The organism is Pelagibacterium mangrovi, assembly GCF_036662815.1.
Lineage (GTDB): Bacteria > Pseudomonadota > Alphaproteobacteria > Rhizobiales > Devosiaceae > Pelagibacterium > Pelagibacterium mangrovi.
The window spans coordinates 235,182-255,084 of record NZ_JBAFXA010000008.1; the positions used below are offsets into that span (position 1 = coordinate 235,182).

Below are 19,903 nucleotides of genomic sequence, written 5' to 3' on the forward strand. Positions count from 1 at the left end.
CCGCAGCGAGCAGCAAAGTGCCTTGCACTTTGCATCGTCGGAGCTGCGCAGGAAAAGAGCCGCACCGGGCCTCACCCGCCGAGCAGCCATTCATGCGCCGGCTCATTATGGAATCGCCAGCTTCGGTGCGGCCCCGCCATCACATTGAGATAATAGAGGTCATACCCATGGATCGCCGCGCAGGGGTGGTAGCCACGCGGCACCAGAACCGTCACCCCATCCTCGATCACCATCACCTCGTCGAGCGACCGGTCGTCGGTATAAACCCGCTGAAACCCATAGCCCTGCGCGGGGTTGAGCCGATGGTAATAGGTCTCCTCGAGATAGGATTCTTCGGGCAGCGCATCGCGATCGTGCTTATGCGGTGGATAGGACGATGTATGCCCGCCCGGCGTGATCACCTCCACCACCAGCAGCGAGTCCGCCACCCCGTCCGTCTCGGGCAGGATGTTGGTCACATAGCGCGTATTGGTGCCTTTCCCCCGCACTTCCTGGCTCATCGCGTCCGGCCCGATCACCTTGATCTCCCGCCGGGTGAGGGCAGGGGCCGAACACACCGCCAGTTCGAGTTCGCTGGTCGCCGTCACCGACCACTCGGTGCCCCCCGGCACGTACACCGCCGCCGGCTTGCCATCGAACGGGCTCATCCGCCCGCCCATCTCCCCCAAATCCTCGCCACCCGCGCCGACCCGCCCCATGCCCGAAACAAACACCAGACAAACCTCCCGCCCTCCGGTCGCCTCGGCCACTCTCTCCCCCGCCGCAAGCCTGTGCAGCGCAAACCCCACATATTCCCACCCCGCGCTTTCCGGGGTGACGTCGATCACCTTGCCGGTGTACCCGGCGGGTTTGACGAGCAGATCGGTCATTCAATCCTCCCTTGATTGCGAAGAACCATTCTCCGACCCTTCCCCACCGCTGTCACCCCGGGTTTATCCCGGGGCAGGGTATGCTCGCCGCCCTCGTCTCCTTCTCCCGTCGTTGCGGATTGTCGGGTCATGCCCGGCAACGACGAGAGGAAAGGGCGGACGCCGCTATCCCCCCACCTTAAACCCCGCCTCTTCCACCACCCCGCGCAAATACCCATACCCCATCTTCGCATAGGTCAGCGGATGCGCCTTCGCCGGGTCCTGCTCGGCCTCCACCACGACCCACCCTTCATATCCCCCAAGCTCGGCGAACACCCCCGGAAAATCCACCACCCCATCCCCCGGCACCGTATAAACCCCCGCCAGCACCGAGCGCAGAAAGCTCCAATCCTCCCCATTGGCCTTCAGCATCACTTCGCCCCGCACATCCTTGGTGTGCACATGCGCAATCCGGCGCTTGTGGTTGCGCGCCACCCGCGCCGGATCGCCCCCGCCCCAGGTGACGTGCCCGGTATCGAGCAGCAGATGCACCGCATCCCCGGTCGAAGCCATCAGCCTGTCGATCTCGGCCTCGGTCTGCACGATGGTCCCCATGTGATGGTGATAGACCAGCCTCAACCCGAACTCCTGCCTGATCTTCTGCGCAAACGCCGTCAACCGCATCCCGAACCGCCCCCAGACGTCGTGCGGCAACACCGGCCTTGCCGAAAGCGGCATCTCCATCTGCCCGTGGATGGCGTTGGACGTCTCGCACGCGATCATCACGCCGCAGCCCATTTCGGCCAGCAATCCCGCATGCCCCCGCACCGCCTCCAGTTCCGCCTCCACATCGCGCACCAGCAATTCGGTCGAATACCACCCCGAAACCAGCTCATGCCCATGCGCCCCAAGCACCCCCCGCAACGCCTCGGCGTCGCGCGGAAACTTGTTCCCCAATTCCATCCCCGAAAACCCGGCCTCCCGCGCTTCGGCCAGACACACCTCCAACGGCGTTTCCCCGCCAATCTCGATCATATCGTCATTGGACCACCCGATTGGGTTTGCGCCTATACGGATCATGTTTCCTCTTTCATCCTGATAATTTGCGCTCCGTCAGTCCAAGCGCGTCCCGTCGAGTCGCTTGCCAAGAGCTACCCTTGTCCCCTTGAAGGCCATGAGAGCTATGCTCGAATGGCGGGCCCCGAAGGGGCGGATGAACCTTATCCTGGCCCTCTCCCCTCGTCGTCTTCGGGCTTGACCCGGAGACCCGCAAGGCTCCCATACCTCAGAAGAAGTGTGTCTCCCAACCCCTCCCGCACCACCGGCAGCGTTGATTGTCGGGTCAAGCCCGACAATGACGAAAAAGAGGTTGGAGATAAGAAAGCCGGAGGGAGGGGTACGTGCCGGTCCCACCGACCCATCCTCACCCCCGCCTCTTCACCTCCGCCTCATACTCAGCCCTCTTCCCCCGCACATCCTCGCGCTCGCTCACCTCGGGCACTGCCACGTCCCACCAATGCCCGCCCGCTTCGGTCGTCACCAGCGGATCGGTATCGATCACCACAACGCTCACCCCATCCCGTTCCCGCGCCGCCCCCAGCGCCGCCTCCAGCTCGCCAACCCCCGAAACCTTCTCCGCCCGCGCTCCCATCGCCCGCGCATGGCCGACGAAATCGATCTCCGGCATCCGCTGTGCATCCACATCGGCAAACAGATTGTTGAAACTCGCCCCGCCCGTCGCCATCTGCAGCCGGTTGATGCACCCGAACCCCCGATTGTCGAGCAGCACCACTGTGAGTTTCACCCCCATCATCACGGCGGTCGAAAGTTCGGAATTGAGCATCATATAGCTCCCATCTCCCACCATCACGACCACCTCGTCCCCCGGTCGCGCCAGCGCCACCCCCAGCCCGCCGGCGATCTCATAGCCCATGCATGAATAGCCATATTCCAGGTGATAGCTCCCCGGCGCACCCGCCTGCCACAGCTTGTGCAATTCCCCCGGCAGCCCGCCCGCCGCGCACACCACAATCGCCTTGTCCCCCAGCGCCCGCTGCACCGCCCCGATCACCTGCGCATCCGAGGGCAGGGGGGCATTGCTCGCCGCCGTCACCGCCCCCGCCGCCTCCAGCCATTCGCGCTTGCCCGCCTCAGCCGCCGCGCTCCACCCCTCAGGCGCCCGCCACCCGGCCAGCCCCGCGTCCAGCACCTCCAGCCCCACCCGCGCATCGGCCACCAGCGGCATCGCTCCATGCTTTGCCGCATCCATCGCCATGACGTTGAGCCCGACAAATCGCACGTCCGGATTCCCAAACAGCGCCCGCGATCCCGTGGTGAAATCGGCCAGTCGCGTCCCCATCGCAACCACCAGATCGGCCTCCTCGGCCAGCCGGTTCGCCGCGCCGGTCCCGGTCACCCCCACCGCGCCCATGTTCATCGGATGGTCGTGGGGCAGGGCCGATTTCCCCGCCTGCGTCTCCATCACCGGCACGCCATGGGTTTGCGCAAACCGGCCCAGCACCGCGCTGGCCCCCGAATAGAGCACGCCTCCACCGGCGATCAGCACCGGCTTTTCCGCCGCCCGGATCGCCTCGATCGCCCGCGCCAGTTCATCCACGTCGGGCCCCGCCCGCCGCTGCGTCCAAACCCTCTCGGCAAAAAACGACACCGGATAATCATAGGCTTCCGCCTGCGTATCCTGGCACAGCGCCAGCGTCACCGGCCCGCAATCCGCCGGATCGGTCAAAACCGCCAACGCGCGGGGCAGGGCGGCCATGATCTGCTCGGGCCGCGCGATCCTGTCGAAATAGCGCGACACGGGTCTAAAGCAATCATTGGCCGAAACCGTCCCGTCGGAAAAATCCTCGACCTGCTGCAGCACCGGATCGGGCGCCCGATTGGCGAACACGTCGCCGGGCAGAAACAGCACCGGCAACCGGTTCACATGCGCCAGCGCGGCCGCGGTCACCATATTGGTCGCCCCCGGCCCGATGGACGTCGTACACGCCATCATCCGCCGCCGGAAACTCGCCTTGGCAAACCCTATCGCCGCATGCGCCATCCCCTGCTCATTATGCGCCCGATAGGTCGGCAATCTGTCGCGCACCCCATAGAGCGCCTCCCCCATCCCCGCGACGTTCCCATGCCCGAAGATCGCCCACACCCCCGCAAACAGCGGCACGATCTCCCCCTCGACCTCCGTCCTCTGCCCCGCCAAAAACCGCACCAGCGCCTGCGCGGTGGTAAGCCTGATCGTTTCGGTCATCCGCGCCTCCCAAACATTTCTTGCCGCGAGCGCTGGGGCAGGAAACCAACCTTCGTGTTTTTACCGAACAGCTTGCCGAGAGCTCTCCTTCTCCCCTTGAGGGAGAAGGTGGGCCGGCGAAGCCGGGTCGGATGAGGGGTGCGCTGAGCCGGCCTCGCAAAACTCGGCCTGAATGGAAACACCGCGCTGCCATCGAGAGCAGCGCTAGCGCTGGGATTTTTCACAAAACGCGCGCCGATGGATAAGGAGCGCCTATTCATCTCCCCCTCTCCCCCCAAGCCCGCACCAACCCCGCAAACCTTTCCGCCATCTCCTCGATCGCCGCCGCATCCCCCATCTCCCCCGCCAACCATTTCTCCGCTGCCCCGGCAAAAATCGTCCGCCCCACGGCGAACCCCTTCACCGTCCGAGCCCCCGCCGTCGCCGCAAACGCCGCCGTCAACTCCTCGGCCGGTGCATCCAGCCCCAGCAGTACCACTCCTCGGCAATAGGGGTCATGGGCCGCGATCACCTCGTCGATCCGCGCCCACGCGCTCGCCCCCGCCTGCGGCTCCAGCTTCCACCAATCGGGCCTGATCCCCACCGCATAAAGCGCCTCGAGCACGCGCGGCACGGTCATGTCGTCAACCGTCCCGCTCTTGCACGCGATGATCTCGATCAGCAATTCCCGCCCCACGCTCCGCGCCGCGTCATGGAGCCCCTTCAGCCTCTCCCGCTGCGCCTCGCGAAGTTCCTCCGGATCGTCCGGATGGTAAAAGCACAGCGCCTTGATGCAATGGTCCACCGGCCACTCCACCAGCCGCGAGCCCACATCCTCGGAAAACTCGAACCGCAGCGGCCGCGATCCCGGCAACTCCACCGGCCGCCCGATCCACAGATTGGCGTGCCTGCCCGCCGCAAACAGCGCCTCGCGCCCGTGCTTGTCGTCGATCAGCATGCCGAACCCGTCGCGCCCGTCCGCCACCCGCGCCGCCGCTTCCACGGCCAACAGCTTGAACGCCCCGATCCGCCCGTGCTCCGCCCCAACCCTGTCGGCCAATTCTTCGAGCTGCGTCCGGTGATCGATGGCCAGCGCCATGAGCTGCCGATACTCCCGCCGCCGCCCCGTCGTCGCCCAATGGATATGATTGAGCGCAGCGTCCTTGCGCAGCGCCTCGCCCGCGCTCCCATGCTCGAGAAAATACTGCAATTCCGCAAAGCTGGGGATTTCCGGCGAGCACAGCAGCCGCGACACCGCGAATGCCCCGCACGCATTGGCCCATGTCGCGCAGACCTCCAGCGTCTCCCCCCGCAGCCACCCGCGCAAAAATCCGCTCATGAACGCGTCGCCGGCCCCCAGCGTATTATAAACCTCGATGGGAAACCCCCGCCCCACGATCCCGTCTTCCAGCGCCTCGGGAATTTCCCCGTCGAACACCACGCACCCCATGGGTCCGCGCTTGAGGACGATCACGGCGGAGGAAAGTGACCGGATCGTCCTCAGCGCGGTATCGAGATCGGTTTCCCCCGAACCGATCAGGATTTCCTCTTCCGTCCCCACGATGAGGTCGCAGTGCGGCAGCACGTCCCGCATGCGCGAGGAAACGACATTGGAGCGGATATAGCGCTCGTCCCCCGCTCCATGCCCCGCCAACCCCCAGAGGTTGGGTCGATAGTCGATATCGAAGATCACCTTGCCGCCGCCCCGCCGAGCCATCTGCATGGCGATCTTCTGGGCCGCCGCCGTGTGCGGCCGCGAAAAATGCGTGCCCGTCACCAGCACCGCCCCGGCGCGGGCGATGAAATCTTCCGAGATATCGCCCTCGGTCAGCGCCATGTCGGCGCAGTCCTCGCGATAAAAGATCAGTGGAAAGTGCTTGTCGTCCTCGACCGCCAGAATGGCCAGCGCCGTCAGCCGCTCGGGGTCGGTGATGATCCCCTCGGTCGAAGCCCCCTCGCGCGCCATCTGCTCGCGGATGAAGCGCCCGAACGGTTCGTCCCCGACCCGCCCCAGCCAGGCCGATTTCAGCCCCAGCCGCGCCGCCCCGATCGCCACATTGGCCGGGCACCCGCCCACCGATTTGGCAAAGCTCGAAATATCCTCCAGCCGGCTGCCGATCTGCTGGCCGTAAAGGTCCACCGACGCGCGCCCGATGGTGATCACATCGAGCCGATCCTCCAACGTATCCATGCTGGCGGCGGCCTCCCTTCCGATTGTTTATGATTGAAACATCAATTCTGAAAATGTGTCAATTCAGAATGTTTGTTCCATTTTGGAGTTGCTTTCTCTGCGGCGATTGGGAAAACATGAGCCTCTGAACCCCCCGTTCGTCAACATTGACGGTCAGGTGCGTTCAACACCACAAATTCACCCGTTCAACACAAGCGATGTTGAACGGTTCCTGGGGAGGAAATCATGGTCCGTTTCGGAATTCTCGGCGCCGGCCGCATCGGCAATGTCCACGCCCGCTCCATCGCCGGTTCGGGCCGCGCTTCCGTCGCCTACATCGCCGACGCCATGCCCCAGGCCGCCGAAACCCTCGCCGCCGCCGTGGGCGCGAAAACCAAGCCGGTTCAAGAGGTTATCACCTCTCCCGACGTCGATGCCATCCTCATCGCCACCCCCACCGACACCCACGCGGATTTGATCGAGGAGGCCGCCCGCGCCGGCAAGGCCATCCTGTGCGAAAAGCCCGTCTCTCTTTCGGTCCCGCGCATCGAAGCCTGCCTGCAAGTGGCTGAAAACTCAGGCGTTCCCCTGATGATCGGCTTCCACCGCCGCTACGATCCCAACTTCGCCGCGCTCGAAAAGCGCCTGCGCTCGGGCGAAATCGGCGACCCCGAAATCATCACCATCACCTGCCGCGACCCCGCCGCGCCCCCGGTCTCCTATATCGAGCGCTCGGGCGGTCTCTACCGCGATATGATGATCCACGATTTCGACATGGCCCGCTTCCTCCTGGGCGATGAAGAACCTGTTATCGTTCATGCACTTGGCGGCGTTCTGACCGATCCGGAAATCGGCCGGGCAGGGGATATCGACACTGCCTCGGTCCAGATGCAGACAGCCTCGGGCAAGATCGTCGTCATCACCAATTCCCGCCGCGCCACCTACGGCCACGACCAGCGCATCGAAGTCCATGGTTCCAAAGGCCTTTTGCGCGCCGCCAACATCCACGACACCACTGTCGAACTGGCCAACGAACAGGGCTGGACCGAGGACAAGATCCCCTCCTCCTTCGTCGAGCGCTACCAGCTCGCCTACACCGCCGAGATCCACAAATTTCTCGATTTCCTGGACACCGGCCAATCCCCCCGCGCCTCCGGCCACGACGGCCTCATGGCCCAAAAACTCGCCGAATCCGCCAGCGAAAGCCTCAAATCCGGCCAGGCCGTGCGGCTGGGATAACCCCCCTCGGAGCAGCCTTCTGGATTGTCGGGTCAAGCCCGACAATGACGACGGAGAGGGTGGAATGATGGAGAGGAAGGGGAGCTTGCCGTAACGCCCGCGCCAATCACCCCTTCTCCCCTTGAGGGAGAAGGTGGGCCGGCGAAGCCGGGTCGGATGAGGGGTGCGCTGAGCCGGCGAAAAAACACAACCGCCAGAAACATACCCCGACCCGTTCCCTCGTCCCCCGCCGCTGTCACCCCGGGGTTGTCCCGGGGCAAGGTATGCGCGCCGCTCTCGGCTCACGCCCTCCAATGACAAAGAAATAGGGCAGCGAGGCCCAGCCCCCTAAGGCGCCGGAATCCGCACCTGCAACGCCCCCGCCACGGCCTGGATCCGCTCCGCCATCGTCTCGACTTCCTCGGGCGTGAAATTGCCCGAGATCATCAGCGATCCCCCGGTGATCGGGGTCTGGATATAGGGCGATGTGAGCACCTTGCCCTCGAGGATCACATCCACCCGCATGCCCACATTGCGCGCCGTGAAATCCCCGAACGCCTTGCTGCCCGATGGGGTCAACTCCACCATCATCACCGGCAGCCCGGTCGTGGGGTCCGAGCTCGCTTGGGCGCTTTTCACTTCCAGCGGAACGCTGTCGGCCATGGCCGCCCCAACCAGCGCCAGCGATGCGGCGAGCCCGGCGGCCAGCCGCTTGGCGAAACGCATGAGAATGGCAATGGGGGTGTCGGTCATCTTGGGCGGTCCTGCGCAACTTTATCCATCTTGGGTGCGCCCCAGCGTTTGACAAGTGAAAGGGGCAGCCTTTCGGCCGCCCCCGGCAATTTTTTCCGATATGCTTACCGGAAGATGTACACGATCTCGCGCGACGCCGGTTCGATCAGCACCGGCTGGCCGTTGATATAGACATATTCGTACTCGTACTCCGGAATGGGCTGGACGACCACGGTATCGGGCACCTGCGCGCCAACCACCACTTCGCCCTCCAGATAGACCGGCTCCATGGGGTTGGAGGTCACATAGGTGCGGGCCGTTTCCGGCGGATCGACAACGATGCCGGCCGATGCGCCCACGCCCGCCCCGATCGCGGCGCCAACCGGCCCGCCCAGCAGCGCCCCGGCGATCGCGCCTCCGGCCGCGCCGGTCATCGTCGAATTGGCCGTGGTCGAAGGCTCGGCCACACCCACAAGCTCGGGCGGACGTTCGGTGAGCACGATAACCTCGCCGCCGGCCTCCGATTCCACGGTCAGATAGTCCGAATAGGCATAGCCCAGCGTGCCGTTGAAATCGATTTCGCACCACATGGAATCGGTGATGCAGCCGTTGACGGTGGCGGTTTCCCCGCTGCCGATCACTCCGATCGCCTCGAATTGCGGCCCCGGGCCGGAGCGGATATTGAGATCGGTGGTGGCGGTCGCCGTGGCGGTCTGGGCCAGGGCGGTGCCGGCCATCAAGAGCCCGGCGGTGGCCGCCAGGACGGTTGTAGCAAGAGCGGATTTCATTGTTTTATCTCCGTTGGTTTGCACAGGCAAACCTTGGGGGCGCCAAGGGTGTTGGCGCGACCCAGGCAATGGTTTGCCCGATCTTCCCCCGCGGCAAAATGAACGCCGGGCAGGGGGCTTCGTTCCGCCCCGCTAACCCTTCGCTAACCAATTCAACTTTGCCTGTGGCTTCGCCGCAACGGCTCGTTCAGAGCCCGATTTCGCGCACCGATGGTCCATCGTCGATGAACAGCCTGCCGCCGGGCTTGAGCGCCCTGCCGATGGCCGCCCGCGCCTTGATGCCGGCCTCCGGATGCCGCCCGTCGAGTGCCCCCACCCGCACCGCCACGGCGATATCGAACGGCGCTTCCCCCGGTTCGAGTTCGAAGGTTTCGATGGCGCTTTGGCGAAATTCCAGCCGCCCCGCCGCGATATCGTCGGCCGAGCCGGCAACGGCCTGCGCTATGGCCTTGGCGGACCTGTCGATCGCCACCACCTTGCCCGCACCCACGCGCCTTGCCATCTCCCGCGCCATGGCGCCCGGCCCGCAGCCGATCTCGAGCACGCGCATATCGCGCCCGAGCGGCAGCGCTTCCACGATCGCCAATAGCCTTGGAGATATTTCCGTGCTCATCGCCCAAGCATGCTCCGCAAAGTCCGCCCGCTCAAGCCCTCGATTGACGGCCCGGCCCCTGCCGGGCTACGGCATGGACAAGAGGTAACCGCCATGCGCACCGACAACCGGCTTTCCCGCATGCTCCATGTGCTGATCCACATGAGCGCGCACCAGGGCGCCGCCACGTCCGAAACCATCGCCAAAATGCTTTCGACCAACCCCGTCGTCGTGCGCCGCACCATGGCCGGCCTGCGCGAGGCGGGCTATGTGCGCTCGGCCAAGGGCCACAATGGTGGCTGGGAACTGGCCCGCCCGCTTGAGGAAATCACCATGGCCGACATCTACCGCGCCCTGGGCTCTCCCCATCTCTTCGCGCTGGGCCTTGCCAATGACGACCCACGCTGCCTCGTCGAAAAATCCGTCAACGCCCGCATCCGCGACACGCTCTCGGTCGCCCAATCCACCATCCTCGACCGCTTCACCTCCATGACACTTGCCGAAATCCGCGACGACTTCGAAGACCGCCTGGCCAAATCCCCCCACGACTGCGGGTAGGGCCGCGCACGCGCCGCCGCCTTCCTTCTCCCCTCGCGAAGGGAGAAGGCGCCACAAAGGGGCGGAGAGGGGGCACTGAGTTTCCCATCAGCCATAACGCGTGCCGAACCTCAGCGCACCCTCACCCCAACGGGCGAGGGAGCACCTCCGGCAGTATTTAAAGTTCTTGCACAAACGCCGCCCCAGCTCCCTTCTCCCCTTGAGGGAGAAGGTGGACCGGCGAAGCCGGGTCGGATGACGGGTGCGCAGCGCTGGCCCGACCAGCCATAGCGTGTGCTGAACCTTAGCGCACCCTCACCCCAGCCCTCTCCCTCGAAGGAGAGAGGGAGCACCTCCGGCAGCATTTAGAGTTCTTGCCGAAACGCCGCCCCAGCTCCCTTCTCCCCTTGAGGGAGAAGGTGGGCCGGCGAAGCCGGGTCGGATGAGGGGTGCGCAGCCTTTGCAAAACCAACCATCGTTAGCAAAGGCTTACACCCTCCTACCGCCCCCCCTACCGCCCCGCCTTCCGCCGATCCGCCAACGCCACAGTCAGCGCCATGGCCAGCGTCATCGTCGCTCCCATCGACCGGAATCCCTCGAAATCGGCCTCGGCGATCTCGAACCACACATCGGCCTGCGACGCGAGCGGGGAAAAGATCGAATCGGTGAACGCCACAACCCGCGCCCCCGCCTCGCGCACCTGCGTCGTCAGCGCCACCGTCTCGCTCGCATAGGGCGTAAAGCTGATGGCGATCGCCGCATCCTCCGGTCCGGCAAACCCCGCCTGCTCGGACGCCAGCCCCGCCACGGCATCGACCAATATCGTCCGAATCCCCAGCTTGCCCATCCCATAAGCCATGTAGGAGGTGACCGGAAACGACCGCCGCAACCCGATGAGATAGATCGTGCGCGCGCCCTCCAGCACGTCCAACGCTCTCTCGAAAACCGCCGGATCGTGCCGGTTGGTCAGTTGCGAAATCGAGCGCACCGAGGCTTCCGCGAAACCTTCGAGGATCATCGAGGCGCGCGGGCTGGCATCCCCATGCTCGCGCAATTGCGCCATGCGCTCGTCATAGCCCAGCACCTGGTCGCGCAGGCGCGAGCGGAACACGTCCTGCAGGTCCGAAAACCCCTGATAGCCCAGCGCCTGGGAAAACCGCACAAGCGTCGAAGGCTGCACCTGCGCCTTGGCGGCAATCGAAGCGGCCGTCCCGAACGCCACGTCGTCGGGATTGTTGAGCGCATATTCGGCCACTTGCGTCAGCCGGCGCGGCAATTCCTCCCAGCGCGCGATCACCCGCTCGCGCAGCGCCGCGAAATCGCGCGGCGGCATCTCGGCCTGCCCCTGGCTGTCCATCGCTCTCCCGCGCGCCATTGTTGTGTCCAAGCCCTCTTCTTATCCCCGCCGGTTCGCGCTCATCCATACTCGAACACGCGCTTTCCCCGGCAATCGCCAATCCGGCGCCGGCAATTGAAAAAAAACGCGCCGCCGCACCAGAAATCCCCGCCATTTCACGCCGATTTTTGCCTCGGATCGGGCGATTGTGACTTGACGCACTCTGCCCTAAATGGAATAAATATTCCACAATAATCTATAATATGCATCAGTTGTTCCATTTGATGCGAGGGAGGAGAGGGCATGGCCGGAGGAGGCACCGCGCTTCTCGAGGCGCGCGGCATCGCCAAATATTTCGGCGCCATCACCGCGCTGCGCGACGTCAATTTCCGCGTCGACCACGGCGAGGTGCTGGGTGTTGTGGGCGACAATGGCGCCGGCAAATCCACGCTGATGAAAATCCTCTCCGGCCTCTACCAGCCGTCCGAAGGCGATCTGGTTTTCGATGGTCGCCCTGTCCGGTTCTCCAGCCCGAAAGACGCCCGCGCCAAGGGCATCGAGATGGTCTATCAGGACTTCGCGCTGGCCGGAAACATGCCCATTTATGAAAACATCTATCTGGGCCGCGAGCCGGGCACCAAGCTCGGCCCGATCACCTTCATCGATCACAAGCGCGCCCGCGAAATGGCCAAGGACCACCTCGACAATCTCCATATCGAGGTGAAATCGGTCGAACAGAACACCGAGGATTTGTCCGGTGGCCAGCGACAGGCCGTGGCCATCGCCCGCGCCACAGCGTTCGACGCCCAGCTCGTCATCATGGACGAACCCACCGCCGCGCTCGCCATAAAAGAGGTCGGCAAGGTGCTCGATCTCATCAAACGGCTGAAGGACCATGGCGTTGCGGTGATCATCATCTCCCACCGCATGGACGATATCTTTTATTGCTGCGACCGGGTGATGGCGCTTTACCAGGGCACCAATTTCGCCGAAAGCCCGCTGGGGCAGACCTCGCGCAACGAGGTCATCGGCTGGATCATGGGCACCAAGGGACACACCGAATCCCTTGCCCATGACAGGCTGCACTAGGGGAGGGGGCGCGTGTTCTACGATCCAAAACTCTCCAAATTCCTCGAAACCTACGGCATCGTTCTCGTCGTCATCGTCATGATGGTGGTGATCGCGCTTTCGCGGCCCGAAGTCTTTTTGACGCCACAGAACCTCACCAACATTTTAAAGCAGAACGCCACGCTGGCACTTGTCGCGCTGGGCATGTTTGTGGTGATCGTCACCGCCGGCATCGACCTTTCGGTGGGCTCCACCATGGCGCTCTCCATGGTGACGCTCGCCCTTGCCAGCCGCGCCGGATTGCCCTGGCCGGTGGTGCTGATGGTCGGTCCGCTGGTCGGCATCGCTGTGGGGCTGGTCAACGGTATCGGCCTTACCTGGCTCAAGCTTCCGCACCCCTTCATCATGACGCTGGGCACGCTTAACGCGGTGCGCGGCGTTGCGTATCTCGTCACCGATGGCGCCCCGATTTCCGGCCTCCAGCCCGAGGTCCGCTATCTGGGCCAGGCCTATTATGACCTCGGCATCTTCGCCCCGCCCGCCGGCATCCCCGCCAGCCTGATCCTCGTCGCCGTATGCGCTATCGGCCTGTGGTTCTTCCTCGAAAAAACCTCGACGGGCCGGCACATCTACGCCATCGGCGGCAATCCACAGGCTGCCCGGGTGTCCGGCGTCAATGTCGATCGCGTGTTGATCCTGGTTTACGTCATTTCCGGCCTCATGGCCGGCTTGGGCGGCCTTCTGCTCGCCGGCCGCACCGATTCCGGCTTCCCCAATGCGGGGCTGATGCTCGAGCTCGACGCCATTGCGGCGGTCATTATCGGCGGCGCCTCGTTCTTCGGCGGCCGCGGCACGGTGATCGGGGTGCTGGCCGGCGTCCTCATCATGGGGCTGCTCCGAAATGGGCTCAACATCAACAATGTCAGCTCCTTCTGGCAGATGGTGCTGATCGGGGTGGTTATCATCTTCGCTGTCTGGATCGACGTGGTCCGGCGCAGAGCTGCCGTGCGCAGATAATCCGGCCGGCCCGGTCATCTCCAGCCGGGCCACGCCGATGAACAAATGGAGATGGTCAAAAGGGAGGACCAGGAAATGAAAGCAGTGCTTCTGGCCGGGATAGCGCTCTCGGTCATGACCGTTGGCGCAAACGCCCAGACTTTCGTTCTCGGCATGAAAGGCCCCGGCGCCGGCAACCCGTTCTGGGCCGCCGTCGAAGCGGGCGCGATCGCCGCTGGCGAGGAGGCCGGCGTTGAAGTCATCGTCGTCGCCCCGCCCCAGGAATCCGACGTTCAGGCCCAGATCAACCAGATCGAGGACCTGATCGCGCAAGGCGTCGACGGCATCGCGCTGGCGCCAACCGATCCAAACGCCTTGGCCCCGGTGGTCGACTCCGCAATCGCGCAGGATATCCCGGTGGTTTTCGTCGATACACGCGGCACCAATGAGGGTGTGTCCTTCATCGGCACCGACAACCAGGCCGGTGCCGCGCTGGCGGCTGAATATATGTGCGAAAACCTCCCCGAAGGCGCCAATGTCGCGATCCTCCAGGGTTTGATCAGCCAGTCGACCGGTCAGGCCCGCGCCCAGGGCGCCAATGAAGGGCTTTCGGCGTGTGGGCTCAACATCGTCGCAGAGCAGCCGGCCAATTGGGACCGCGCCATGGGCATGTCCGTCGCTGAAACGATCATCGTGGGTAATCCCGACCTGCAGGGCATTTTCGCCTCTAACGACAACATGGCGCTCGGCGCCGTGGAAGCGCTGAAACAGGCCGCGATGCTCGAGACCGTCATGGTGGTGGGGTTCGACGCCAACCCCGACGCTGCCAATTCGATCGTGGCCGGCGAGTTGACCGCATCGGTCGCCCAGTCGCCCGAAAACATGGGCCGTTTCTCCATCGAGTCGCTGATCGCGCTCTCTAATGGTGAAACGCTCGAGGAGTGGATCGACACCGGAACGGTGCTGGTCGACGCCTCGAACGCCGCCGAATATCAGTAGTTTGGGAGAAATCGATACCCGGCTGTGGGATTTTTGCAATTAATAGGATGAATCGTTCGCCTTTTTGTTGCCATGATCTTGCCAGTCGAACGAAAGGCCGGGTATCGTCTAGGTCTTCGCGAGAGCGCGAAGGGCAAGAGCAACCTCCGGCGGTAATATGAGATTTCTCATATTCCGCCGTCTTTTTTTGGGGTGCTGCAATCCATGACAGGTTTGGGCATTGGCCTCATCGGCACCGGCTATATGGGCAAGTGTCACGCGCTGGCCTGGAACGCGGTCGCTCCCGTATTTGGCGACGTCGCCCCGCCCCGCCTTGTCCATCTGGCCGAAGCCAATGCCGAACTCGCCACCCGTCAGGCCCGGTCGCTGGGCTTTTCCCGCGCCACGGGCGATTGGCGCGACCTGATCGCCGATCCGGACGTCGATGTGGTTTCGATCACCACGCCCAACCCCTTCCACCCCGAAATGGCCATCGCCGCGCTTGAGGCCGGCAAGCATGTCTGGTGCGAAAAGCCCATGGCCCCGGCCTTCGCCGACGCCGAGCGCATGGCCGATGCGGCCAGGACTTCGGGTCGCGTCGCGGTGCTGGGTTACAATTACATTCAGAACCCGCTCCTCCGCCACATCGGCAAATTGCTCGCCGAGGGCGCCATCGGCACGGTCCATTCGGTGCGCATGGAAATGGACGAGGATTTCATGGCCGATCCTGTCGCGCTTTTTTCGCTAAAGAGCGAGGCGATTTCGGGCTATGGCGCGCCCGACGATTTCGGCGTCCACCCGCTGTCGATCCTTGCGACGCTGTTCGGCCCGGTCGAAAGGATCATGGCCGATCTCGCCAAGCCCTTCGCCACTCGGCCCACTGCAGAGGGAAAGGCGCGCGAGGTCGAAACCTTCGATATCGCCCACATCCTCCTGCGCCTTGCCGGCGGCATCGCCGGCTCCATCCAGCTTTCCCGCTCCACCTGGGGGCGCAAGGGTCGGCTCGTGCTCCAGATCTTCGGCTCGGCCGGCACCATCGCCTACGATCAGGAGCGCATGAACGAATTCCAGCTCTTTACCCGCGAGGGCAGGGCGGCCGAACAGGGTTTCCGCACCATCCTCACCGCCCCCATCCATCCGCCCTACGATAAATTCGTCCCCGCTCCGGGCCATGGCCTGGGCTTCAACGATCTCAAAATCATCGAAGCCCGCGAGGTGATGCGCGCCATCTCCGGGGAAACGGCGCACATCATCGATTTCGAAAACGGCCTCGCCATCGAACGTGCCGTCCACGCCATGGCCCACAGCCATCGCGACGGGCGGTGGGTGTCGCTCTAACCTCGACGCCGGTCGCCTAAGCCGCCTGCAACTGTCCCGGCCCGCTCCGCCGTTCCGCCCACAAGATAAAGCTGGACGCCGCGAGGATCAGCGCAGCCCCCGGCCAGAACGACATCGCCGGCACCTGCGAGAGCACCACCCACCCCAAAAGCGTATTGAGCGGCAGTTTCAGATCGTCGAACGGCTGCAGATACGTGGCGTCGGCAACCTTATAGGCAAGGCTGAGCACATATTGCGCCGCCGCCGTCACCAGCCCCAGCAGCACGATCAGCCCCAGCGCCTCGCCCATCGGCAGCGCGAAGTCGAACCCGGTGGCAAGCCCGGCGGGCAGGGCGCCGGCCGGCAGCACCGCAACCGCGATCCCCAGGATCAACCCGATCAGGAAATGATTGGGCGTAATCAGCACCAGCATATAGAGCGTCAGCGATTCCGGCTCCTCATCGCGGCTGAGATATTTGGTGATCACCGAAACCGATCCCCAGCACAGCGCGGCCAGCACCGGCAGAAGCGAAGCCAGCGTGAACTGCTCGGTCCCCACCTGGGAAACCATCACCGCACCGATAAAGCCGACCACCGTCGCCCCCAGCCGCTGCGGCGTCAGCCGTTCGCCCAGAAACACGGTTGCCCCGATCAGGATGAAGAACGGCCCGGTCATCGATAGCGCCACCATCTGCCAGACCGGCACGCCAACGGCAAAACCGAAGGCGAAGAACTGCACGCCCAGCGCGGACAAAAAGGCCCGCGTCTCATGCCAATAGGGGTGCCGCGTGCGCAGCTTGGCAAACCCGATCCGCAGGATCAGCGGCAGCGCGAAAATCGTCGCGATGACATATTGCCAGAACACCACGGCGGTGGAGGGCACGCCCATCTGATAGGTGATGATCGGGGTGAGGATATTGATCGTGGCGAAGGCGAGCCCCGCGCCCAGCATGAACACGGCCCCCAGCATCGGGGCGTGGTTGGCAGAGGAAATCTGGTTCATTGGTCGTCCTTTCCGTAACCAGTTTCCCCAGGGTTACGGGAGACGACGCTCTCTCCACACCCCGCATCCCAAACAGGAATGACGGGCGCCCGAAAGACGCAATATCCCGTTCTCTCTCATCCGGACTATGACCGTCGGCTTCGGAATCGCACCGAATCTGCTGACCCTCATGGTTGAACATGAGGCGCTCGCGGGCTTCAGGCCTTTGCCTGTTACCGCCGGTGGGGACTTTCACCCCGCCCTGAGAACGTTTCTGCCTCTTCATCGTGAAGAGGCGATGGATAATCTAGGCCCAAGAGGTCGGCCGATCAAGCGGCCAAAAGAAAAAGGACTGCCCGATCTCTCGAACAGTCCTTCCATGAAATCGCCACACGAGGTGACTGAACCGCCAGTGTTTTTCCAAGCGTGTCCTTTAAGCCGGACCGCTATGAACCAAGCGGTTCGGAGGGAAGGCTATTTTGCCGAGGGCTGCCTCGTCAAAACCACCTCATACCCAAAGTCACTCCCGCCTGCGCGGATCTCACTAGACATTGGATCACCTCCTTTCGCTTGGTTGAAACCGGAACCATCGTGGCCCGAATCGATAACTCTGGCAACCCGCTTTGGCTCCATCAGCTCCGCACGATAGTTTGAGTAGGTTTGCAAATTTTGCGGATTCTCAAGGGCTTGCTCCTCGGCCATACTCCGCACCTGCTCGAATCGGGGCCGCGACCACTCAAAACCCTAGGTCAGCACATAGCGCCTACGATATTCGCTGGCCGCATAGACCAGCACCACCGCCACGGCGACTCCGCCGGCCAGTTGCACCCAATCGGTCCCCGCAACCATCAGCGCCGCCAGTTCCAGCCCGTTCCAGGGCTGTCCCGTCAGCCAATAACCCTCGAAATCGAGCCCTGCGAATTTCAGCTCGAACCGATCGGTGATGAACGACCAGAAAACGCCGTCGACCAGGAAATTGCGCGAAATCACCCGCTCGAAAAGCCCGATGATCGCCGGGATCAGGAAGGCCAGCGGCATGGCCCAGCGTTTGACCATCGTGCCCAGAAAGCCCACCCAGGCCAAAAACGGCAGATACCACAACAGCGCAATGGCAAACAAAACCAGCGCCGAAAGCATGATGTTGAGCCATGCCCCCGCCGTCTGCGCGAACGATGGCGGCGCGAACCCGCCCAGGAAATTGCTGGCCACCACGGTCGGCAGATAGGCGATCAGCCCGGTGATCGCCAGCGCCAGAAGGATGGCAGTGGGAAAGACAGTGAGCGAGGTCGCGACCTTGGCGGAAAAGATCTTGAGATCGCTCTGGGGCATCGATTTCCAGAACAGCATCGAATTGTTGCGGCTGTCGGCCGAAAACGCATCGGCATAATAGAAAAACAGCATGATGATCAGATAGATCAGCCATCCGGCGACGGCCAGCGCGAAGGCTGTTTCGTAAAACCGCAGCACAGTGGGCAACTCGTTGGCGAAATCTCCCCGGAAATCGGTGCCGAACACCGCATAGACCGCCGCCGCCAGCATCAGCGCCAGCAGCAGGGCGGGCCCATAGATGAAGGCGCCGCGATGTTCGAGATATTCTCGCTTGATAAGGGCGATCATTGCGGCCATCAGGCGGCTCCCGCATTATAGGTTTCACGCTGCATCAGCGCCACGAAAAGGTCCGACAGGCTCGGCGTCGAAACCTGCCCCAGGGGCGCAAGCCTTTCATGCTCCACCCCGTCGAAAATCATCACCGTCTGCCCGAACCGGCTTTCGGTAAACACCGGTCCCAGCGCCCGCGCCGCCTCGATCCGGGCGGGGTCGGAGATCACCAGCTGGGCGAATTTGGTGTTCACCGTCTCCATCTGCATATGGACGATCAACTCGCCGTCGCGGATGAACATGATGTCGGAGAGCATGAATTCGATCTCGTCCACCTGATGGGTGGTGATCAAAAGCGTGCGTTCCTCGGTCATGTAGTCTTCGAGCAGCCGGCGGTAGAACCGTTTGCGATAGGTGATGTCGAGCCCCAGCGTCGGTTCGTCCAGCACCAGAAGCTTGGCGTCGATCGCCATCACCACGGCAAGGTGGAGCTGGGCGATCATGCCCTTGGAAAGGTTCTTGATCTTGGCTTCGGGCTTGATGTCGGTGCCCGAGAGGAAATCGCGTGCCTTGTCCTGGCTGAAATTGGGATGGATGTTGGACAGCAGCGCGAAAAGCTCGCGGACCCTCAGAAACCGGGGCAGGGAGGCGACGTCGGAAATGAACGCGACATTGTTCATCAGCTTGGCGCGGTTGGCGAAGGGGTCTAGCCCCAGCACCTCGATCTTGCCCTCGCACTGGGTAAGCCCCAGCAGGGCGTTGAGCGTCGTCGTCTTGCCGGCGCCATTGTGGCCCACCAGGCCGTAGATGCGCCCGGCCGGAATGTCGAAATCGAGCCCGTGCAGAACTTCGGACTTGCCGAACCGCTTGCGCAATCCGCGTGCCGATACGATTGGGTTTTCCGTGGTCATTGTTGATCCCCGTCCTTGAGCAATGCTTGAACCGACAGCCCCAGCGCCGCGATCCGCGCCGCGATCGCCGGCCAGTCTTCGTTGAGGAATTTTTCCCGTTCATGGGCCAGCAGCGCAGCCCGCGCGCCTTCGGTCACATACATCCCCATGCCCCGGCGCTTTTCCACCGTCCCCATATCGACCAGCGACTGGTAGGATTTGGTGACGGTCAATGGATTGACCGAAAGATCGGCTGCCACCTGCCGCACCGAGGGCAGGGCATCGCCCTCGTTGATGGTTCCGTTGAGGATCATCTCGATCATCCTTTGCCGGATTTGCAGAAATATCGGTTGGTCGTCCCGCCACTGCGTCATGTGTGCTTCCGTATAGTGTGCTATATGAGTAATACACTGTTACGGTAGTGTCAAGCTTGATGTGTTTGTCGGTGCGGTCGGCGCGTGCTGAGCCAGCAAAAACACAACCGCCAGAAGCATCCCCCGACCCTCCCTACCCCACCGCCGTCACACCGGGGTTATCCCGGGGTGGACAAATGGACCGTCCGCAGCACCGGCCCCAGCTCCCCTTCTCCCCTTGAGGGAGAAGGTGGC

18 protein-coding genes and 1 riboswitch are annotated in these 19,903 nt (G+C 63.5%); of the genes, 6 read left to right on the forward strand and 12 right to left on the reverse strand.

Annotated elements, in window-relative coordinates:
• Positions 1-71: 71 nt before the first annotated feature.
• From iolB to V4T21_RS15455, 4 genes are all read right to left on the reverse strand, one after another.
• Positions 72-869, reverse strand: a complete 798-nt coding sequence (gene iolB, locus V4T21_RS15440; RefSeq protein WP_332718433.1) for a 5-deoxy-glucuronate isomerase — start codon at positions 867-869, stop codon at positions 72-74.
• Positions 870-1,034: 165 nt separating this feature from the next.
• Positions 1,035-1,928 carry a myo-inosose-2 dehydratase gene (iolE, locus tag V4T21_RS15445; protein ID WP_332718436.1) on the reverse strand — a complete coding sequence of 298 codons (894 nt, stop codon included), beginning with the start codon at positions 1,926-1,928 and terminating at the stop codon, positions 1,035-1,037.
• Between the two features lie 343 nt (positions 1,929-2,271).
• Positions 2,272-4,113, reverse strand: coding sequence for a 3D-(3,5/4)-trihydroxycyclohexane-1,2-dione acylhydrolase (decyclizing) (gene iolD / locus V4T21_RS15450; protein WP_332718438.1), 1,842 nt, complete (start codon positions 4,111-4,113; stop codon positions 2,272-2,274).
• Between the two features lie 256 nt (positions 4,114-4,369).
• Positions 4,370-6,283, reverse strand: a complete 1,914-nt coding sequence (locus V4T21_RS15455; protein WP_332718441.1) for a bifunctional 5-dehydro-2-deoxygluconokinase/5-dehydro-2-deoxyphosphogluconate aldolase — start codon at positions 6,281-6,283, stop codon at positions 4,370-4,372.
• A gap of 225 nt (positions 6,284-6,508) precedes the next feature.
• On the opposite strand from V4T21_RS15455, the gene iolG reads away from it, so the two are divergent.
• Complete coding sequence (gene iolG, locus V4T21_RS15460; RefSeq protein WP_332718443.1) at positions 6,509-7,501, forward strand: inositol 2-dehydrogenase; 993 nt, start codon at positions 6,509-6,511, stop codon at positions 7,499-7,501.
• A 327-nt stretch (positions 7,502-7,828) separates the two neighbouring features.
• Here the strand turns inward: iolG and V4T21_RS15465 are convergent, their stop codons facing one another.
• From V4T21_RS15465 to V4T21_RS15475, 3 genes are all read right to left on the reverse strand, one after another.
• Positions 7,829-8,233: a SecDF P1 head subdomain-containing protein gene (locus V4T21_RS15465; RefSeq protein WP_332718445.1), complete on the reverse strand. Its 405-nt coding sequence runs from the start codon at positions 8,231-8,233 to the stop codon at positions 7,829-7,831.
• 104 nt (positions 8,234-8,337) lie between these two features.
• Entirely contained in the window at positions 8,338-9,000 is a 663-nt protein-coding gene (locus V4T21_RS15470; RefSeq protein ID WP_332718446.1) for a DUF1236 domain-containing protein, read from the reverse strand.
• Between the two features lie 187 nt (positions 9,001-9,187).
• On the reverse strand, positions 9,188-9,613 hold the full coding sequence (locus V4T21_RS15475) for an SAM-dependent methyltransferase (RefSeq protein WP_332718449.1): 426 nt from the start codon (positions 9,611-9,613) through the stop codon (positions 9,188-9,190).
• A gap of 93 nt (positions 9,614-9,706) precedes the next feature.
• Here V4T21_RS15475 and V4T21_RS15480 point away from each other — a divergent pair, with 93 nt between their 5' ends.
• Positions 9,707-10,150 (forward strand): Rrf2 family transcriptional regulator, encoded by a 444-nt coding sequence (locus V4T21_RS15480; protein ID WP_332718451.1) that lies wholly within the window; start codon positions 9,707-9,709, stop codon positions 10,148-10,150.
• Between the two features lie 490 nt (positions 10,151-10,640).
• On the opposite strand, the gene V4T21_RS15485 is transcribed toward V4T21_RS15480, so the two are convergent.
• Complete coding sequence (locus V4T21_RS15485) at positions 10,641-11,504, reverse strand: MurR/RpiR family transcriptional regulator (RefSeq protein ID WP_332718453.1); 864 nt, start codon at positions 11,502-11,504, stop codon at positions 10,641-10,643.
• Positions 11,505-11,768: 264 nt separating this feature from the next.
• Between V4T21_RS15485 and V4T21_RS15490 the strand changes: the two genes are divergently transcribed.
• The 4 genes from V4T21_RS15490 (at position 11,769) to V4T21_RS15505 (ending at position 15,845) form a co-directional block, all read left to right on the forward strand.
• Positions 11,769-12,554: an ATP-binding cassette domain-containing protein gene (locus V4T21_RS15490; RefSeq protein ID WP_332718455.1), complete on the forward strand. Its 786-nt coding sequence runs from the start codon at positions 11,769-11,771 to the stop codon at positions 12,552-12,554.
• A 12-nt stretch (positions 12,555-12,566) separates the two neighbouring features.
• Positions 12,567-13,550 carry an ABC transporter permease gene (locus V4T21_RS15495; RefSeq protein ID WP_332718457.1) on the forward strand — a complete coding sequence of 328 codons (984 nt, stop codon included), beginning with the start codon at positions 12,567-12,569 and terminating at the stop codon, positions 13,548-13,550.
• A gap of 75 nt (positions 13,551-13,625) precedes the next feature.
• Positions 13,626-14,528, forward strand: a complete 903-nt coding sequence (locus V4T21_RS15500; RefSeq protein WP_332718459.1) for a sugar ABC transporter substrate-binding protein — start codon at positions 13,626-13,628, stop codon at positions 14,526-14,528.
• A 204-nt stretch (positions 14,529-14,732) separates the two neighbouring features.
• On the forward strand, positions 14,733-15,845 hold the full coding sequence (locus V4T21_RS15505; protein WP_332718461.1) for a Gfo/Idh/MocA family protein: 1,113 nt from the start codon (positions 14,733-14,735) through the stop codon (positions 15,843-15,845).
• Positions 15,846-15,861: 16 nt separating this feature from the next.
• On the opposite strand, the gene V4T21_RS15510 is transcribed toward V4T21_RS15505, so the two are convergent.
• From V4T21_RS15510 to V4T21_RS15525, 4 genes are all read right to left on the reverse strand, one after another.
• Entirely contained in the window at positions 15,862-16,827 is a 966-nt protein-coding gene (locus V4T21_RS15510) for a DMT family transporter (RefSeq protein ID WP_332718463.1), read from the reverse strand.
• A gap of 104 nt (positions 16,828-16,931) precedes the next feature.
• A riboswitch (FMN riboswitch) is annotated at positions 16,932-17,080 on the reverse strand.
• Positions 17,081-17,550: 470 nt separating this feature from the next.
• Complete coding sequence (locus tag V4T21_RS15515) at positions 17,551-18,432, reverse strand: hypothetical protein (protein ID WP_332718465.1); 882 nt, start codon at positions 18,430-18,432, stop codon at positions 17,551-17,553.
• Positions 18,432-19,316: an ABC transporter ATP-binding protein gene (locus V4T21_RS15520; protein WP_332718467.1), complete on the reverse strand. Its 885-nt coding sequence runs from the start codon at positions 19,314-19,316 to the stop codon at positions 18,432-18,434. The genes V4T21_RS15515 and V4T21_RS15520 overlap by 1 nt, the downstream gene beginning before the upstream one ends.
• On the reverse strand, positions 19,313-19,669 hold the full coding sequence (locus V4T21_RS15525; RefSeq protein WP_332718469.1) for a GntR family transcriptional regulator: 357 nt from the start codon (positions 19,667-19,669) through the stop codon (positions 19,313-19,315). The genes V4T21_RS15520 and V4T21_RS15525 overlap by 4 nt, the downstream gene beginning before the upstream one ends.
• Positions 19,670-19,903 lie beyond the last annotated feature (234 nt).

What these genes read in the sequence shown, in the direction of transcription:
- V4T21_RS15455 (WP_332718441.1), bottom strand. Translation starts at nt 6,283, where the DNA reads ATGGATACGTTGGAGGATCGGCTCGATGTGATCACCATCGGGCGCGCG.
- V4T21_RS15480 (WP_332718451.1), top strand. Translation starts at nt 9,707, where the DNA reads ATGCGCACCGACAACCGGCTTTCCCGCATGCTCCATGTGCTGATCCAC.
- V4T21_RS15465 (WP_332718445.1), bottom strand. Translation starts at nt 8,233, where the DNA reads ATGACCGACACCCCCATTGCCATTCTCATGCGTTTCGCCAAGCGGCTG.
- V4T21_RS15505 (WP_332718461.1), top strand. Translation starts at nt 14,733, where the DNA reads ATGACAGGTTTGGGCATTGGCCTCATCGGCACCGGCTATATGGGCAAG.
- iolG (WP_332718443.1), top strand. Translation starts at nt 6,509, where the DNA reads ATGGTCCGTTTCGGAATTCTCGGCGCCGGCCGCATCGGCAATGTCCAC.
- V4T21_RS15475 (WP_332718449.1), bottom strand. Translation starts at nt 9,613, where the DNA reads ATGAGCACGGAAATATCTCCAAGGCTATTGGCGATCGTGGAAGCGCTG.
- iolE (WP_332718436.1), bottom strand. Translation starts at nt 1,928, where the DNA reads ATGATCCGTATAGGCGCAAACCCAATCGGGTGGTCCAATGACGATATG.
- V4T21_RS15525 (WP_332718469.1), bottom strand. Translation starts at nt 19,669, where the DNA reads ATGACGCAGTGGCGGGACGACCAACCGATATTTCTGCAAATCCGGCAA.
- iolD (WP_332718438.1), bottom strand. Translation starts at nt 4,113, where the DNA reads ATGACCGAAACGATCAGGCTTACCACCGCGCAGGCGCTGGTGCGGTTT.
- V4T21_RS15510 (WP_332718463.1), bottom strand. Translation starts at nt 16,827, where the DNA reads ATGAACCAGATTTCCTCTGCCAACCACGCCCCGATGCTGGGGGCCGTG.
- iolB (WP_332718433.1), bottom strand. Translation starts at nt 869, where the DNA reads ATGACCGATCTGCTCGTCAAACCCGCCGGGTACACCGGCAAGGTGATC.
- V4T21_RS15500 (WP_332718459.1), top strand. Translation starts at nt 13,626, where the DNA reads ATGAAAGCAGTGCTTCTGGCCGGGATAGCGCTCTCGGTCATGACCGTT.
- V4T21_RS15470 (WP_332718446.1), bottom strand. Translation starts at nt 9,000, where the DNA reads ATGAAATCCGCTCTTGCTACAACCGTCCTGGCGGCCACCGCCGGGCTC.
- V4T21_RS15485 (WP_332718453.1), bottom strand. Translation starts at nt 11,504, where the DNA reads ATGGCGCGCGGGAGAGCGATGGACAGCCAGGGGCAGGCCGAGATGCCG.
- V4T21_RS15490 (WP_332718455.1), top strand. Translation starts at nt 11,769, where the DNA reads ATGGCCGGAGGAGGCACCGCGCTTCTCGAGGCGCGCGGCATCGCCAAA.
- V4T21_RS15515 (WP_332718465.1), bottom strand. Translation starts at nt 18,432, where the DNA reads ATGGCCGCAATGATCGCCCTTATCAAGCGAGAATATCTCGAACATCGC.
- V4T21_RS15520 (WP_332718467.1), bottom strand. Translation starts at nt 19,316, where the DNA reads ATGACCACGGAAAACCCAATCGTATCGGCACGCGGATTGCGCAAGCGG.